Below are 17,100 nucleotides of genomic sequence, written 5' to 3'. Positions count from 1 at the left end.
GCCCAGGCGGTGCCGGCATTGTTCAACCTCTCCTGTGCCGCGCGCGGCACGGGTTGAAAATGTGAGGTCGGCGACCATATTCGCTGGGTCACACAAAGGATTCCGATGTCCGGTCAAACCCCCCTGCCATCCACGCCGCTGGATCTGCCGCTGTTGCCGCTGCGCGATGTGGTGGTGTTCCCCCACATGGTGATCCCGCTGTTCGTGGGCCGCCCCAAGAGCATCAAGGCGCTGGAAGCCGCGATGGAGGCCGAGCGCCGCATCATGCTGGTGGCGCAGAAGGCCGCCGCCAAGGACGAGCCGCTGGTCACCGACATGTTCGACGTCGGCTGCGTCTCCACCATCCTGCAGATGCTGAAACTGCCCGACGGCACCGTGAAGGTGCTGGTCGAAGGCCAGCAGCGCGCGCGCGTGAACCACATCGAGGACGGCGAGTCGCACTTCAACGCCAACGTCACGCCGATCGCGCTGCCCGATGCGGCGCAGAAGAACACCGAGGTGGAGGCGCTGCGCCGTGCCGTGATGCAGCAGTTCGACCAGTACGTCAAGCTCAACAAGAAGATCCCGCCCGAGATCCTGACCTCGATCTCCAGCATCGACGACGCCGGCCGCCTGGCCGACACCATCGCCGCCCACCTGCCGCTCAAGCTCGACAACAAGCAGGTCGTGCTCGACCTGTCGGACGTGCTTGAGCGCCTGGAGAACCTGTACGGCCAGCTCGAGCGCGAAGTCGACATCCTCAACGTCGACAAGAAGATCCGCGGCCGCGTGAAGCGGCAGATGGAAAAGAACCAGCGCGACTTCTACCTGAACGAGCAGGTCAAGGCGATCCAGAAGGAGCTGGGCGAAGGCGAGGAGGGCGCCGACATCGAGGAGATCGAGAAGAAGATCCGCCTCGCCAAGATGCCCAAGGAGGCCTTGAAGAAGGCCGAGGCCGAGCTCAAGAAGCTCAAGCTCATGTCGCCCATGTCGGCCGAAGCCACCGTGGTGCGCAACTACATCGACGTGCTGACCAACCTGCCCTGGAGCAAGCGCACGAAGATCAAGCACGACCTGGCCAACGCCGAGGAAGTGCTCAACGAAGACCACTACGGCCTGGACAAGGTCAAGGACCGCATCCTCGAGTACCTCGCGGTGCAGCAGCGCGTGGACAAGGTCAAGGCGCCCATCCTGTGCCTGGTCGGCCCGCCGGGCGTGGGCAAGACCTCGCTCGGCCAGTCGGTCGCCAAGGCCACGGGGCGCAAGTACGTGCGCATGGCGCTGGGCGGCATGCGCGACGAGGCCGAGATCCGCGGCCACCGCCGCACCTACATCGGCGCGCTGCCGGGCAAGGTGCTGCAAAGCCTGTCCAAGGTCGGCACGCGCAACCCGCTGTTCCTGCTCGACGAGATCGACAAGCTGGGCACGGACTTCCGCGGCGATCCGTCCAGCGCGCTGCTCGAGGTGCTCGATCCCGAGCAGAACCACACCTTCGGCGACCACTATGTCGAGGTCGATTTCGACCTGTCCGACGTGATGTTCGTCGCCACTTCGAACTCGATGAACATTCCGCCGGCCCTGCTGGACCGCATGGAAGTCATCCGCCTGTCGGGCTACACCGAGGACGAGAAGGTCAACATCGCGCTGCGTTACCTGCTGCCCAAGCAGCTCAAGAACAACGGCGTGAAGGACGACGAACTGCTGGTCACCGAAGACGCCGTGCGCGACGTGGTGCGCTACTACACGCGTGAAGCCGGCGTGCGTTCGCTCGAGCGCGAGCTCTCCAAGATCTGCCGCAAGGTGGTCAAGGGTTTGCAGCTCAAGAAGATGACGCCGCAGGTGGTCGTCAACGCCGACAACCTCAACGAGTTCCTGGGCGTGCGCAAGCACACCTACGGCCGCGCCGAGCACCAGAACCAGATCGGCCAGGTGGTCGGCCTGGCCTGGACCGAGGTCGGCGGCGACCTGCTGACCATCGAGGCCGCGACCATGCCCGGCAAGGGCCAGATCACGCGCACGGGTTCGCTGGGCGACGTGATGAAGGAATCGGTCGAGGCCGCCCGCACCGTGGTGCGCAGCCGCGCGCGCCGCCTGGGCATCAAGGACGAGGTGTTCGAGAAGCGCGACATCCACATCCACGTGCCCGACGGTGCCACGCCCAAGGACGGTCCGAGCGCCGGCGCTGCGATGACGACGGCCTTCGTGTCCGCGCTGACCGGCATCCCGGTGCGCGGCGATGTCGCCATGACGGGCGAGATCACGCTGCGCGGCGAGGTGACGGCCATCGGCGGCCTGAAGGAAAAGCTGCTGGCCGCGCTGCGCGGCGGCATCAAGACCGTGCTGATCCCGGAAGAGAACGCCAAGGACCTGCAGGAGATCCCCGAGAACGTGAAGAACGGCCTGGAGATCGTGCCGGTCAAGTGGATCGACCAGGTGCTGGAGGTGGCGCTGGAGCGTGTGCCATCGGCGCTGGCCGAGGAGGAGCCGGCCGCGGCTGCGCTGGACGTGCCGGCGACGGCCGGGGCGGATGCCACGCGCGGTGCCTCGACCAAGCACTGAGATCGAAAATTTCAGGAAAGCTTGCCGGAAGAGGGATTTTTAGCCTATAATCTGAGGCTTCGCGGGAATAGCTCAGTTGGTAGAGCGCAACCTTGCCAAGGTTGAGGTCGAGAGTTCGAGACTCTTTTCCCGCTCCAGTTAGAACGCCGTAGAGAGGGCATCGCTCTGCGGCAGCGAAGAGACGATGCGGGAATAGCTCAGTTGGTAGAGCGCAACCTTGCCAAGGTTGAGGTCGAGAGTTCGAGACTCTTTTCCCGCTCCAGTGAGAACGCCGCAGAGAGAGCATCGCTCTGCGGCAGTGAAGAGACGATGCGGGAATAGCTCAGTTGGTAGAGCGCAACCTTGCCAAGGTTGAGGTCGAGAGTTCGAGACTCTTTTCCCGCTCCAAACGAAAGGCCTTGCGATTCGTCGCAAGGCCTTTTTTCTTTGGCGGCTTCAGTGGCGCCGGGCCGCGCGCGCCACGCTGGCCGGCACCGGGATGCGGATGTCCAGCAGCATCTGCGCCATGCCCTTGCCCAGCGGGTCCATGCGCATGGACGAGGGGCCGCCGCCGTCCAGCGCGGCGTGCAGCAGCAGGTTCATGGCGGCGATGCCAGGCAGGTAGAAACGTTCGATGCGGCCGTGCACCAAGTGGGCGAAGTAGGCCGCCACCACGTCCGGCGTGAGCCGGTCCCACAGCAGCGGCAGCCATTCGGGCCGGCGCGCCACGATGCCGATGTTGGAGATGTCGCCCTTGTCCCCGCTGCGGGCCCAGGCGAGATCGATCAGGCGCAGTTCTTCCGACGGCTCGTCGGGCTCTTGCCAGGCCGGCGGCTGCGGCGCAGCCACGGTTGCATCCTGGTCCGTGCCGGCTCGCACCTCTACGGTCTGCCGCTGGCCGTCCAGCCACAGGGCGACCGGCACCGCGCCCTTGTCCAGCAGGAAGGCGAAGGGCTTGACCAGCGGCGACACCGCAGGCCGGCCGCCGCCCGGGCTGGTCGTGCCGGGCGCCCAGGAGGTGCCAGCCGGCGCGATCTCGCGCGCGAACAGGGCCAGCGCGTTCTTGTCGGGATGGTTGGCGACCACGCGCAGCATCACCTCGCGCGCCGCTGCCGTGCGCGCATGCGGGCCGTACAGCGTCTCGGCGCCCAGCACCTCGAGGTAGGTCGAGGTGTAGGGGGGCTGGCCCTGGGCCTTGAGGATCTCGCCCGTGCGCTCGAAGATGGCTTCGCCCGTGCGGCGCGCCTTCTTCGCCGCATCGATGCCGATGAACACCATGCTGCTGGCGCAGCGAAAGCCGTCCAGCTGCGTGGCCGAGACCTTGTAGTGCGGCGTCGGCGCGCGGCCGCGGGCCGGGCCCACCTGCACGCGTTCCGCATCCAGCTGGGTGATTTCGACGAAGCGGAAGTCGCAGCGCACATCGGGCAGCTGGTAGTCGCCCGGGTCGCCGATCTCGTAGAGCAGCTGCTCGGCCACGTTGGCGCGCAGCATGCTGCCGCCCGTGCCCGCGGGCTTGGTCACGACGAAGCTGCCGTCGGCGCTGCATTCCACGACCGGGTAGCCCATGTGGGCCCAGTCCGGCACGTCCTCCCAGTCGGTGTGCAGGCCGCCCGTGGCCTGGCAGCCGCATTCGATGATGTGGCCGGCCAGGCTGCCCGAGGCCAGGCGGTCGTAGTCGTCGTCGGCCCAGCCGAACGCGTGCATGAGCGCGCCCAACGTCACGGCGCTGTCCACGCAGCGGCCCGTGATGACCACGTCGGCACCGGCTGCGAGCGCCGCGGCGATCGGCTTCGCGCCCAGATAGGCGTTGGCGCTCAGCACCTTCTCGGGCAGGGCCTCGCCCGTGAACATGTCGCGCGTGCCGGCCGCGCGCAGCGCCGGCATCTGCGCGCTCACGTCGTCGCCTTCGACGACCGCGATGCGCAGCGCGATGCCTTGCGACGCGGCCAGCGCCTGCAGCGCCGCCGCGCAGGCCTGCGGGTGGATGCCACCGGCATTGCTGACCACGCGGATGCGCTGGCGCTTGACTTCGGCCAGCACCGACTTCATCGCGATGTCGACGAAGTCCGTCGCATAGCCCAGCTCCGGCTTCCTGGCGCGCGCCGCGGCCAGGATGGCCATGGTGGTCTCTGCGAGGTAGTCGAACACCAGGTAGTCGAGCCGGCCGCCTCGCACGAGCTGCGGTGCCGCCACCATGCTGTCGCCCCAGAAACCGGAGGCACCGCCGATGCGAACGGTCTTGGCGGCAATGGTCATGCAATGTCTCCTGTCGATGGCTGGCCCGCAGCTTAGCCACCCGTGGCCGTCGCTGCTTGTGCGGAGTCGCTAGCGGGACGGAATGCAATTTGATTCGTTGACTTCGCGTAATTCGATCAGATATCGTTCATTTTTCAGACAAGTAACCGCTCCTGCGCCTTGCCACCGGACCTCTGGTGGCGCCCTGTCGACCTCAGCTCTGGCAGCCCAACCCCTCTTTAACCATGTTCTTCAACCGCCTGCGCGTTGCGCACAAGCTCTGGTCCACCCTGTTGCTGCTGTTGCTCGCCGTCGTGGCGCTCGGCGGCTTCACGCTGTACGGCGCCGGCAAGGCGTACCGGCAATCCCTGGCGGCCATGACGGCGGCGAACGCCCTGATCGAGCAATCCATGCTCTGGAAGGGCCTCACCGAAGCGGCCGTCATTCGCAGCATGGCTTCGGCGATCAGTGCCGACCCGGCCGTGGGCGAGCTGTTCAAGGCCAACGTCGCCGGCGATGCGGACCGCGTCGCCAAGGTGCGCGAAGACATCACCAAGCAGGCCACGTCGCCCGCGGACCAGGCGCAGCTCAAGGACATCGTCGCGAAGGGCGCTGCGCTGCTGGCGGCCAGCCGAAAGGCCCGCGATCTCGGTGCCGCCGGCGACCGGGCCGCGGCGATCGCCCTGGTCCATGGCGAATACAGTGCCGCCGCCCGTGCCTACCTGGAGTCGATCGACGTGTTCGTCGAGCTGCAGCGACGCAAGGGCGCCGATGCGGCGGCCGCGGCCGACCGCGCGCGCGAGGCCAGCGCGTCCTGGGGCGCGGCGGGTGCGGTCGTCGTGGTGTTGCTGGGCATGCTGGTCGCGTGGTGGCTGGTGCGTTCGATCCGCCAGCCGCTGCAGGAATCGATCCGCGTGGCCAGCGCGATCGCCGATGGCGACCTGACGCAGCGCATCGATGCACGCCGCCTGGACGAGTTCGGCGAGCTGATGCGCGCGCTGCAGCACATGAACGGCTCGCTCGCGAACATCGTGGGCAAGGTGCGTTCGTCCACCGACAGCATTGCCACCGCCTCCAGCGAGATCGCGCAGGGCAATGCCGATCTGTCGCACCGCACCGAGCAGACCGCCAGCAGCCTGCAGAGCACCGCCTCGTCGATGGAGCAGCTGACCGCCACGGTGCAGCAGACCGCAGGCTCGGCCGGCACCGCCAGCCAGCTCGTGGCTTCGGCCAGCGAGGTGGCCTCGCGCGGTGGTCAGGTCGTGTCCCAGGTGGTCAGCACCATGAGCGACATCAACACCAGCAGCAAGAAGATCAGCGACATCATCGGCGTGATCGACGGCATCGCGTTCCAGACCAACATCCTGGCGCTCAACGCCGCGGTGGAGGCCGCGCGCGCTGGCGAGCAGGGGCGCGGCTTCGCCGTCGTCGCCAGCGAGGTGCGCAACCTGGCCGGCCGGTCGGCCGAGGCGGCCAAGGAGATCAAGGGCCTGATCGGCGCCTCGGTAGAGAAGGTCGAGAGCGGCACCCAGCTGGTGGCCGACGCGGGCCGCACGATGGAGGAGATCGTGCATTCGGTCCAGCGCGTCAACGACATCATCGGCGAGATCCGCAGCGCCACATCGGAGCAGAGCCAGGGCATCTCCGGCGTGAACCGCTCGGTTGCGGAGCTGGACCAGATGACGCAGCAGAATTCCGCGCTGGTCGAGCAGAGTTCGGCCGCCGCGCAAAGCCTGCGCGAGCAGGCCCAGGGCCTGGCCGCGCTGGTGTCCGTGTTCCGGGTGGGCGGCGTGCAGGAGTCACGCCCGGCCTTGCCCGGCTGAACGGGGCGCCGCCATGGCTGCTCCAGCCAGTTGGCGCAAGACCGGCGTGCGCGGCGGCGGCTAGGCTTGGCGGCCCACCAGGAGCCCCCATGGACTTCCTCGACGCCCCCGCGCTGCCCTTTTACTTCACGCCCGAGCACGAACAGTTCCGCGCCACGCTGCGCGCCTTCATCGCGCGCGAGATCACACCCCATGTGAACGACTGGGACGAGGCGGAGACCTTCCCGCGCGCCCTCTATGCGCGCGTGGCAGAACTCGGCGTGCAGGGCCTGGGTTACCCCGAGGAGCTCGGCGGCACGCCGGCCGACATCTTCTACCAGCTCGTCGTGGCCGAGGAGTTCGCGCGCTGCGGCTGCGGCGGCGTGCAGGCCTCGCTGAACTCGCACAGCATCGCGCTGCCGCCCATCCTCAAGGCCGGCAGCGCCGCCATCCAGCGCCGCGTGATCCCGCCCGTGCTGCGCGGCGAGAAGATCGCGGCCCTGGCCGTGACCGAACCCAGCGGCGGATCGGACGTGGCCCACCTGCGCACCACGGCCGTCCGCGAGGGCGAGCACTACATCGTCAACGGCGAGAAGACCTTCATCACCTCCGGCATGCGCGCGGACTTCATCACCACGGCCGTGCGCACCGACCCTGCCGTCCCCGGCGCAGGTGGCATCTCGGTGCTGGTGATCGATGGCGACACGCCCGGCCTCACGCGCACGCCGCTCAAGAAGATGGGCTGGTGGAGTTCTGACACCGCCCACCTGCGCTTCGACAACTGCCGCGTGCCCGTGGCCCACCTCGTGGGCGAAGAGAACCAGGGCTTCAAGGTGATCATGAACAACTTCAACAGCGAGCGCCTGTTCATGGCCGCGCTGGCCTGCGGTTTCGCCGAAGTCTGCCTGCGCGAGGCCGTGGACTGGGCGCGCCAGCGCCAGATCGCGGGCAGCCCGCTGGCCGAACGCCAGGTGGTGCGCCACAAGCTCATGGACATGACCCAGCGCGTCGATGCTGCGCGCACCTTGGTCTACGAGCTGGCCTGGCGCATCCAGCACAGCCACGCTCGCCCTGCCCAGCTTGTGGCGCGCGTCTGCCTGGCCAAGGTACAGGCCACGCAGGCCATGCAGTTCTGCGCCGACCAGGCCGTGCAGCTGCTGGGCGGCATGGGTTTCATGCGCGGCACGGCCAGCGAGCGCATCTACCGCGAGGTCAAGGTCATGATGATCGGCGGCGGCTCGGAGGAGGTCATGAAGGATCTGGCAGCGCGACAACTGGGCTTGTAGCCAGTTGGCGCAAGACCCCGGGCGGGGCGCTGCCTAAGCTGCTGGCACCCCCTGGCCCACAGCACCATGAGCACCATCGAGTCCACCATCTCCCCCGGCAGCGACGCCTTCGCAGCCAACCGCGCCGGCATGCTGGCCCTGCTCGAACGCGTGCACGGCTACACCCAGCGCAGCGTTGCCACCTCGGGCAAGTCGCGTGAACGCTTCGTGCAGCGCGGCCAGCTGCTGCCGCGCGAGCGGCTGGCGCTGCTGCTGGACCCGGGCACGCCCTTCCTGGAGATCGGTGCGCTGGCCGGCCTGGGGCTGGACCACCCAGACCTCGACAAGAGCGTGCCGGGCGGCGGCGTGATCGGTGGCATCGGCTGGGTCTCGGGCGTGCGTGTGATGGTCAACGCCTCGGACTCCGGCATCGATGCCGGCGCCTTGCAGCCCATGGGCATCCCCAAGCAGCTGCGCCTGCAGGAACTGGCGCTGGAGAACAAGCTGCCCTACGTGCAGCTCGTCGAAAGCGCAGGCGCCAACCTCATGACCTACCAGGTCGAGGAGTTCGTGACGGGCGGCAACCTGTTTCGCAACCTCGCGCGTCTCTCGGCCGCGGGCCTGCCCGTGGTGACCGTGACGCACGGCTCGTCCACGGCCGGCGGCGCCTACCAGACCGGACTGGCCGACTACATCGTCATGGTGCGCGGCCGCTCGCGCGCCTTCCTGGCCGGCCCGCCGCTGCTCAAGGCCGCCACGGGCGAGATCGCGACCGAGGAGGAACTCGGCGGCGCCGAGATGCACACGTCCATCTCGGGCCTGGGCGACTACCTGGCCGAGGACGACCGCGACGCGATCCGCATCGCGCGCGAGATCCTGGCCGGCATCGACTGGCAGCGCGGCATGCCGCAGCAGCCCGCGCGCGCCTTCAAGCCGCCGCGCTACGACGCCGAGGAACTGCTGGGCATCATGCCCATGGACCACAAGCGGCCGGTCGACATGAAGCAGGTGATCGCGCGCATCGCCGACGACTCCGAGTTCCTGGAGTTCGGCGCCAACTACGGCAGCGCCACCGTGGTCGGCCACATCAAGATCGAAGGGTTGCCGCTGGGCATCGTGACCAACAACGGCCCGATCGACCCGGCCGGCGCGAGCAAGGCCACGCACTTCATCCAGGCCTGCTGCCAGAGCCGCACGCCGATCCTGTACCTCAACAACACGACGGGCTTCATGGTGGGCAAGTCCTACGAGGAGGCCGGCATCATCAAGCACGGCTCCAAGATGATCCAGGCCGTGACCTGCGCCACCGTGCCGCAGATCACCATCTACTGCGGCGCCTCCTTCGGCGCGGGCAACTACGGCATGTGCGGGCGCGGCTTCCACCCGCGCTTCTGCTTCTCCTGGCCCAACGCCAAGACCGCCGTGATGGGCGGCGAGCAGGCCGCGCAGACCATGGTCAACGTGACCGAAGCCGCCATGCGGCGCAAGGGCGGCGAGGTCGACCGCGCCAAGCTCGCGGAGATGGAGCGCCGCATCATCGAGCGCTTCGACAGCCAGATGAGCGTGTTCACGACCAGCGCACGCATGCTGGACGATGCCGTGATCGACCCGCGCGACACGCGCGAGGTACTGGCCCGCGTGCTGTCGATCTGCCGCGAATCGGAGCTGCGCCAGCCGCAGCCCATGCAGTTCTCCGTCGCCCGCCCCTGAGGACCACAGCCATGCAACTGACCCCCGAACACGAGAGCGTGCGCGACACGCTGATCCGCTTCATCGACAAGGAGGTCAACCCCCATGTCGACCAGTGGGAGCGCGCGCAGATCTTTCCGGCCCACCAGGTCTTCCGCCGGCTCGGCGAACTGGGCATGCTGGGCCTGACCAAGCCTGTGGAGAACGGCGGCGCGGGTCTGGACTATTCCTACGGTGCCGTGATGGCCGAGGGCCTGGCCCACATGCACTGCGGCGGCATCCCCATGGCCATCGGCGTGCAGACGGACATGGCCACGCCTGCGCTGGCGCACCGCGGCAGCAGGGAGCTGCGCGACGAGTTCCTGGCGCCGGCCGTCGCGGGCGAGTACGTGGCCTGCCTGGGCGTCTCGGAGGTCGGCAGCGGATCGGACGTGGCCTCGGTCAAGACCACGGCGCGTAAGCAGGGCGGCGACTACGTCATCGACGGCGGCAAGATGTGGACCACCAACGGCACGCAGGCCGACTTCTGCGTGGTGCTGGCCAACACCTCGGACGGCTCCTCGCACAAGAACAAGTCGCTGATCGTCGTGCCCATGAAGACGCCCGGCGTCAGCGTGGCGCGCAAGCTCGTCAAGATGGGCATGCACGCGTCCGACACGGCGCAGCTGCACTTCGACAGCGTGCGCGTCCCCCAGCGCTACCGGATCGGCGAGGAGGGCATGGGCTTCATCTACCAGATGGAGCAGTTCCAGATCGAGCGGCTGTGGGGCGCGCTGAACGCGGGCGCCATGGCCCAGCGCGCCATCGACACCACCGTCGCCTACACGCGCGAGCGCCGCGCCTTCGGCCGCTCCATCCTCGACAACCAGTGGGTGCACTTCACGCTGGCCGAGCTGCAGACCGAGGTGGCGGCCCTGCGCGCGCTGAGCTGGCAGGGCGTGCAGGAGGTCGTGGCCGGCCAGGATGCCACGCGCACCGCCACCATGGCCAAGCTCAAGGCCGGGCGCGTGATCCGCGCCGTGGCCGACGGCTGCCTGCAGTTCTGGGGCGGCATGGGCTACATGGACGAAACACCGATCTCGCGCATCTTCCGCGACGGGCGGCTGACTTCCATCGGTGGAGGGGCGGACGAGGTGATGTTGCAGATCCTCTCGAAATTCATGGGCACCTTCCCGGCGGGCCACTGACATGACCGCACCTACCACCCCGTTCCGCAAGATCCTGATCGCCAACCGCGGCGAGATCGCGCTGCGCATCATGCGCACGGCGCGGGCCCAGGGCTACCGCACGGTGGCCGTCTACTCCACGGCCGATGCCGGCGCACGCCATGTGCGCGAGGCCGACCAGGCCGTCTGCATCGGCGAGCCGCTGCCGGCCCAGTCCTATCTGCGCATTCCCGCCTTGATCGAGGCCGCGCGCCTGGCTGGCGCCGATGCCGTGCACCCGGGCTACGGCTTCCTGGCCGAGAACGAAGACTTCGCCCAGGCCTGCCAGGACGCCGGCCTGGTCTTCATCGGCCCCTCGGCCGAGGCCATCCGCGCCATGGGCCACAAGGCCGGCGCCAAGGCGCTCATGATGGAAGCCGGCGTGCCCTGCATCCCGGGCTACCAGGGCGAGGACCAGGGCGAGGCGCGCATGGCGCAGGAGGCTGCGCGCATCGGCTACCCCGTGATGGTCAAGGCCACGGCCGGCGGCGGCGGGCGCGGCATGCGGCTCGTGCCCTCGGCGGACCAGTTCGCCGAACTGCTGCGCAGCGCACGCTCGGAGGCGCAAAGCGCCTTCGGCGATCCCGAGGTCATCCTCGAGCGCGCCATCGTGCAGCCGCGCCACATCGAGATCCAGGTCTTCGCCGACCGCCACGGCAACGCCATCCACCTGGGCGAGCGCGACTGCTCGGTGCAGCGCCGCCACCAGAAGCTCGTGGAAGAGGCACCGTCGCCCGCCGTGGACGCGGAACTGCGCGCGCGCATGGGCGCCGTGGCCGTGCAGGCCGTCCGCGCCATCCGCTACGAAGGCGCGGGCACGCTGGAGTTCCTGCTCGACGGCGACGGCAACTTCTATTTCATGGAAATGAACACGCGCCTGCAGGTCGAGCACCCGGTCACCGAGGCCATCACGGGCCTGGACCTCGTGGCGCTGCAGCTGCGCGTGGCGGCCGGCGAGCCGCTGCCGCTCACGCAGGAGCAGGTGCGCTTCGCCGGCCATGCCATCGAGGTGCGTCTGTGCGCCGAGGATGCCGACCAACACTTCATGCCGCAGAGCGGCAGCATGGCGCTGTGGCAGATGCCCGAATCCTTGCGCGTGGAGCACGCGCTGGCTTCGGGGACCGAGATCCCGCCGTACTACGACTCCATGATCGCCAAGCTCATCGCCCATGGCGACACACGCGAGGCAGCGCGCCGCAAGCTGCTCGCGGGCCTGGAGGATGCCGTGGCCTTGGGCGTCACGACCAACCAGGGCTTCCTGCAGCGCTGTCTCGCGCATCCGGTGTTCGCGGCCGGTGGCGCCACGACGGACTTCATCGCCCGGCACCAGCAGGACCTGCTGGCGCCCGACCCCGCGCTGCGCGCGCGTGCCGCGGTGCTGGCGGCCGTGCTGTTGCTCCAGACGCAGGCCCCCAGTGCAGGTGCACAGGCCGGACACATGACCTACGACCTGCCCGTGGGCCTGCGCTTCACGCTGGGTGGCGAGACGCTGGAAGCCCGCGTGACCCAGCCGCGCCGACACCGCTTCGTGGTGGAGATCGGCGGCACGCAGTCGACGCTGGTGCTCGAGGAGGTCGGCGCGCAGGCCCTGCGCTTCAGCTGCGACGGCCTGGGCGAGCGCGCCTGGTTCCACCGCGACGGTGCCAGCCTGCTGCTGCACTACCGCGGCCAGCCGCTGCGCGTGCAGGACCTCACGCGCGCCGCTGCCGTGCGCCAGGGCGAGGCGGGCGGCGACGGCAAGCTGCGCGCCTCCATGAACGGTCGCGTCGTGGCCGTGCTGGCGGCCGTGGGCGAGGCCGTGCAGGCCGGCCAGGCGCTCGTGACGCTGGAGGCCATGAAGATGGAGCACATCCACGCCGCGCCGCGCGCGGGCCGGCTCGTGGCGCTGCATGTGAAGGCCGGCGACCAGGTCGCGGCCCAGCGCGTGGTCGCCGAAATCGAGGACTGAACACCGGGAGACCAGACCGCCATGGGAGACCTTGCCAACGACGCCGTGCTCTGGGAGCGGCGCGGCCACGCGCAGTGGATCACCATCCACCGCCCCGACAAGCGCAACGCGATCAACAAGGAGGTGGTGGCCGGCATCCGCGCCGCTTGGCGCGCCGCCCATGCCGACCCGGGCGTGCGCGTTATCGTGCTGACCGGTGCGGGCGACAAGGCCTTCTGCGCAGGCGGCGACCTGCAGCCCGGTGCCGGCTTCGCGTTCGACCTCTCGCAGCCCAGCGTGGACTACGCCGACATGCTGCGCGAGGTGCAGAACAGCACGCTGCCCTCGATCGCGCGCATCAACGGCGTCTGCATGGCCGGCGGCGTGGGCCTGGCCTGCATGACGGACCTGGCGATCGCGGCCGACCATGTGCTGTTCGGCCTGCCCGAGGTCAAGATCGGCCTGTTCCCGATGCAGGTGCTCAGCCTGCTGCAGGACATCGTTCCGCGCCGCACCGTGCGCGAGTGGTGCCTGACGGGCGAGCCCTTCGGCGCGGCCGAAGCGCGCGAGGCCGGCCTCGTGAACCACGTGGTGCCGCTCGCCGAGCTCGACGCCAAGACCGACTGGCTGGCCGAGCGCCTGGCCGGCAAGTCGCCCACCGCGATCCGGCGCGGCAAGTACGCCATGCGCGCCATGGCCGCCATGTCCTTCGACGAGGGCATCGCCTACACCGAAAGCCAGATCGCCCTGCTGGCCATGACCGAGGACGCGCGCGAGGGGCTGGCGGCGTTCAACGAGAAGCGCAAGCCGGTGTGGACGGGGTGTTGAACGCCGCGGCTGCTGCGGTCGGCGTCGCCTGGTGGTTGGGGCGCCGCCCCCGTCCAAGCGGGGTCGCGGACGGCGGCTCGTGCGCCCACTGGAGGTCTGTGTCTGATGAGGGTGAGGGCTGCACCTTCCAGCGCGTTGGAAATATGTGAACTAGGGTTTACACTTTCCCATGTTCACGATTCGCCGCACCCAGGCGTTCGACGCCTGGTTCAACGGACTGCGCGATGGCATGACCCAGCGCCGCCTGGTGGCCCGGCTGCGCAAGGCGAGCCTGGGCAATCTCGGCGACGTGAAGGCGGTCGGCGATGGCGTATACGAGATGCGCGAGTTCTTCGGACCGGGCTGGCGTCTGTACTACGTGCAGCGCGGCTCGGTTGTGATCGTGATGCTGGGCGGGGGCGACAAGTCCTCGCAGCAGGCCGACATCGCCGCGGCAAAGGCATTGGCGGCAACCCTGGAGGATTGAACATGGGCAGGATCAAGGTGGCGGAGTTGCCGGTCTTCGATGCGGTCGATTACCTGAAGACCGATCAGGCCTGCGCGGAGTACCTGACGGCGGCCTTGGAAGACGGTGATCCGGCTTTGGTCACCGCTGCATTGGGTGATGTAGCGCGCGCGCGTGGCATGTCGCAACTGGCGCGCGATGCCGGCCTCACCCGCGAAGGTCTCTACAAGGCGCTCAGCGACCAGGGCAATCCCAGCTTCGGCACCGTGCTCAAGGTGTTGCGCGCGCTGGGCTTGCAACTGCACGTGGCGCCTGCGGCATCGGCCTGAGGCGCGTGGGCCGATGCACTGGTCTCAGCGCTGCTGTGCCGAAAAGCGCCGCCCCATCCATTCCAGCAGCAGCGCATTAACTTCGTCCGGCTTCTCCTGCTGTGTCCAGTGCCCGCAGTCGGCCACGGTGGCGCGCTCCAGGTCGGGCACGATGCGCTCCATGCCGCGCGTGGTCGCGGGCGGCAGGAAGATGTCCTGCGCGGCGCTGACCATGAGGGCCGGCACAGCGACGTGGTCGGGCGTGCGGGCCGTGTCTTCCCAGTTGCGGCGCAGGTTGCGGTACCAGTTCAAGGGCCCCGTGAAGCCGTTGCGTTCGTAGGCTTTCACGAACACCGCCAGTTCCTCCTCGCTGAGCAATGGCGCGCCCATGACCTGCTCGTGTCCCTTGAACAGCTCGGCCGGCAGCGCCTGCAGGTCTTGCGGTACCTGGGCGAACTGCTCCAAGGTCACGCCGGGCCGGCGCATCAGGCCGCGCAGCGTGGCCTCCACGTCCTCGCCCAACAGCTTCTCGCCCACGCCGGGCTCCTGGTACTGCACCATGTAGTGCGTGGGGCCGCGCGTGCGGCGCATGGTTTCCACGAGGTCGGTCTCGGTGCGCCGCGTGTAGGGCGTGTTGAGCGAGACCACGCCCAGCACGCGGTCCGCATGGTCGCGTGCCAGGGTCCAGGCCAGCGCGCCGCCGAAGTCGTGGCCGACGACCACCGCGCGCGCGATGCCCAGCGCGTCGAGCAGGCCGGTCACGTCCAGCGCGAGGTTCTGCATGCGGTAGTCCTCCAGCGCGCCCTGCGCACCGGTCTCGCCGTAGCCGCGCAGGTCGGGCGCCAGCACGCCGTAGCCGGCCGCGGCCAGCGCCGCGATCTGGTGGCGCCAGGAGTAGGCCAGCTCGGGAAAGCCGTGCAGCAGCACCACCGTGGGCCGGCCCGGCCTGGCCGCGACCACGCTGGCGGCGATTGAGATGCCGTTGCTCTGCAGGCGGCGCCAGCCCGGCAGGCCCGGGGCGGTCGCAAAGGAGGAGGCTGCGGTGTTCATGCCGCGCACTCTAGCGCGGTGCCGGCGGGCGCGGTGTCGCGTGCGGGCAGGCTGCGATCAGGCGCCTGCCAGGGCCGCGGACAGGTCGCCGCCCGAGCGCTCGGCCTGGCGCGCGGCCGGGGCAGCCTCGGCCGCCAGCAGTCGGAACACCGCCACCGCCGCGACGAGCTCGCGGGCCTGGCTTTGCAGGCTGCTGGCGGCTGCGGCGCTTTCCTCGACCAGTGCGGCGTTCTGCTGGGTCGTGGTGTCCATCTGCCCCAGCGCCTGGCCGACCTGGTCCACGCCCAGGCTCTGCTCCTGGCTGGCGGTGCTGATCGCAGCCACGAGCTCGGACACGCGCTGCACCGAGGCCACGAGCTCCTGCATGGTGCTGCCGGCGCGGCCGACCAAGGCCGTGCCCTGCTCGACGCGGGCCGTGCTGGCCGTGATCAGCGTGCGGATCTCCTTGGCGGCTTGGGCGCTGCGCTGGGCCAGCGTGCGCACCTCGCCGGCCACCACCGCGAAGCCGCGCCCCTGTTCGCCGGCGCGGGCCGCCTCCACGGCCGCGTTGAGCGCCAGGATGTTGGTCTGGAAAGCGATGCCGTCGATCACGCCGATGATCTCGCCGATCTGCTGCGCACTGTCCTGGATGCCGCCCATGGTGGTCACGACTTCGCCCACCGCCGCGCCGCCACGCGCGGCCACGGCGCAGGCGGCGCCGGCCAGTTCGCCGGCCTGGCGGGCGTTGTCGGCGTTGTGGCGTACGGTCGTGCCCAGCTGCTCCATTGCAGCAGCGGTCTGCTGCAGCGCCGAGGCCTGCTCTTCGGTGCGCTGGCTCAGGTCGTTGTTGCCCAGGGCGATCTGCGTGCTGGCAGCGGAGACGCTTTCGGCATTGCCGCGCACGGCCTGCACGGTGTCGACCAGGCCTTGCTGCATGCGCTGCAGCGCGGCCAGCAGGCGGCCGGTCTCGTCGCTCGCGGTGGCGGCGATGGGCATGCCGAGGTCGCCGGCGGCGATGCGGTCGGCCGCCTGCACGGCCTGGTCCAGCGGCCGCGTGATGCCCCGCGTGATCCACCAGCCCGCCACGATGGCGGCTCCCATGGCCAGCAGGCACAGCGCGATGAGCTGGGCGCGCTGGCGGCCGTAGTCCACGGCGGCCTGCAACTGCAGGTCGCGGGTGCGTTGTTCGGTGTAGTCCACGTAGGCCTTGGTGGCGCGCACCAGGGCCGCCAGCAGCGGGCGGCATTCGGCGTTCATGCGCGCAATGGCCTGCTCGCGCTGGTGCTTGAGCGCCAGTTCGGCAATGGCCGACGCCACGGGGCCGTAGCGCTGCTCGATCTGGCCGATGTCGGCCGCGAGCCGGCGCGCCTGCTCGGAGGCGGTGGGGTCTTCCGCGAGCATGCGGCCCAGCCGCGCGAGTTGCTCCTGCACCTGCTGGTGGGCGGCCGCTACAGCCGCCTTTTCGGCGGCGAGGTCGGCGTCCTGGGTGACGAGCACGAGGTTGCGCGCGGCAATGGCGCGGTCGTCCACGGCGGCACGCACATGGGCGGCCACGGTGGCGCGGGCGTTCAGGCCCTGGGTGTAGTGCAGGAAGCGGTCGTTGGCGGCCGCCAGTTCCAGCAATGCGAGGCCGGCGACGGCCAACACCAGGGCGGTCAAGCCGCCGAACGCCAGGGCCAGCCGGGCGCGAATGCTCAATCTGCTCAACATCGTCCTCGTCCTGTGGGTTCTGGGTCCGGTCTGCGCCGGGGCGGTCGCGACTGTAGGGGCAGGGCGCGCTGGAAATGTCGCGCAACTGTGACGCGGGACGCGGTTGGACGGCTCGCGCATTCCTGCTGTCCCAGATGGCG

General features: G+C 69.4%; 12 protein-coding genes and 3 tRNA genes. 12 read left to right on the top strand and 3 right to left on the bottom strand.

The window, feature by feature from the left end; genetic code table 11:
* The first annotated feature begins 105 nt into the window (after positions 1 to 105).
* From lon to IE209_RS15215, 4 genes are all read left to right on the top strand, one after another.
* Entirely contained in the window at positions 106 to 2,538 is a 2,433-nt protein-coding gene (gene lon / locus IE209_RS15230; protein ID WP_189687808.1) for an endopeptidase La, read from the top strand.
* Between the two features lie 61 nt (positions 2,539 to 2,599).
* Positions 2,600 to 2,675, top strand: a tRNA-Gly gene (locus tag IE209_RS15225).
* Between the two features lie 49 nt (positions 2,676 to 2,724).
* Positions 2,725 to 2,800, top strand: a tRNA-Gly gene (locus IE209_RS15220).
* Between the two features lie 49 nt (positions 2,801 to 2,849).
* A tRNA-Gly gene (locus tag IE209_RS15215) sits at positions 2,850 to 2,925 on the top strand.
* A gap of 48 nt (positions 2,926 to 2,973) precedes the next feature.
* On the opposite strand, the gene IE209_RS15210 is transcribed toward IE209_RS15215, so the two are convergent.
* A complete protein-coding gene (locus tag IE209_RS15210; RefSeq protein ID WP_189687807.1) occupies positions 2,974 to 4,773 on the bottom strand; it encodes an acyclic terpene utilization AtuA family protein in 1,800 nt (599 codons plus the stop codon).
* A 224-nt stretch (positions 4,774 to 4,997) separates the two neighbouring features.
* Between IE209_RS15210 and IE209_RS34335 the strand changes: the two genes are divergently transcribed.
* From IE209_RS34335 to IE209_RS15170, 8 genes are all read left to right on the top strand, one after another.
* The gene (locus IE209_RS34335; protein WP_189687806.1) at positions 4,998 to 6,575 is read left to right on the top strand and encodes a methyl-accepting chemotaxis protein; all 1,578 of its coding nucleotides are present in this window, start codon (positions 4,998 to 5,000) and stop codon (positions 6,573 to 6,575) included.
* An 89-nt stretch (positions 6,576 to 6,664) separates the two neighbouring features.
* Complete coding sequence (locus IE209_RS15200) at positions 6,665 to 7,840, top strand: acyl-CoA dehydrogenase family protein (protein ID WP_189687805.1); 1,176 nt, start codon at positions 6,665 to 6,667, stop codon at positions 7,838 to 7,840.
* A gap of 66 nt (positions 7,841 to 7,906) precedes the next feature.
* Positions 7,907 to 9,529, top strand: a complete 1,623-nt coding sequence (locus tag IE209_RS15195) for an acyl-CoA carboxylase subunit beta (protein WP_189687804.1) — start codon at positions 7,907 to 7,909, stop codon at positions 9,527 to 9,529.
* Positions 9,530 to 9,540: 11 nt separating this feature from the next.
* Positions 9,541 to 10,695, top strand: a complete 1,155-nt coding sequence (locus IE209_RS15190; protein ID WP_189687803.1) for an acyl-CoA dehydrogenase family protein — start codon at positions 9,541 to 9,543, stop codon at positions 10,693 to 10,695.
* Between the two features lies 1 nt (position 10,696).
* Positions 10,697 to 12,661: an acetyl-CoA carboxylase biotin carboxylase subunit gene (locus IE209_RS15185; RefSeq protein ID WP_189687802.1), complete on the top strand. Its 1,965-nt coding sequence runs from the start codon at positions 10,697 to 10,699 to the stop codon at positions 12,659 to 12,661.
* A gap of 21 nt (positions 12,662 to 12,682) precedes the next feature.
* A complete protein-coding gene (locus tag IE209_RS15180) occupies positions 12,683 to 13,468 on the top strand; it encodes an enoyl-CoA hydratase/isomerase family protein (RefSeq protein WP_189687801.1) in 786 nt (261 codons plus the stop codon).
* Between the two features lie 169 nt (positions 13,469 to 13,637).
* Complete coding sequence (locus tag IE209_RS15175; protein ID WP_189687800.1) at positions 13,638 to 13,934, top strand: type II toxin-antitoxin system RelE/ParE family toxin; 297 nt, start codon at positions 13,638 to 13,640, stop codon at positions 13,932 to 13,934.
* Positions 13,935 to 13,936: 2 nt separating this feature from the next.
* Positions 13,937 to 14,242, top strand: coding sequence for an addiction module antidote protein (locus tag IE209_RS15170; RefSeq protein ID WP_189687799.1), 306 nt, complete (start codon positions 13,937 to 13,939; stop codon positions 14,240 to 14,242).
* A 24-nt stretch (positions 14,243 to 14,266) separates the two neighbouring features.
* Here IE209_RS15170 and IE209_RS15165 read toward each other — a convergent pair whose 3' ends face one another.
* Together IE209_RS15165 and IE209_RS34330 are read right to left on the bottom strand one after the other, a co-directional pair.
* Entirely contained in the window at positions 14,267 to 15,271 is a 1,005-nt protein-coding gene (locus IE209_RS15165) for an alpha/beta fold hydrolase (protein ID WP_189687798.1), read from the bottom strand.
* Between the two features lie 57 nt (positions 15,272 to 15,328).
* On the bottom strand, positions 15,329 to 16,960 hold the full coding sequence (locus IE209_RS34330) for a methyl-accepting chemotaxis protein (RefSeq protein WP_189687797.1): 1,632 nt from the start codon (positions 16,958 to 16,960) through the stop codon (positions 15,329 to 15,331).
* Between the last annotated feature and the right edge of the window lie 140 nt (positions 16,961 to 17,100).

Source organism: Pseudorhodoferax aquiterrae (assembly GCF_014652235.1).
Lineage (GTDB): Bacteria > Pseudomonadota > Gammaproteobacteria > Burkholderiales > Burkholderiaceae_C > Pseudorhodoferax > Pseudorhodoferax aquiterrae.
This window is presented reverse-complemented; position numbering and strand designations above follow the sequence as displayed.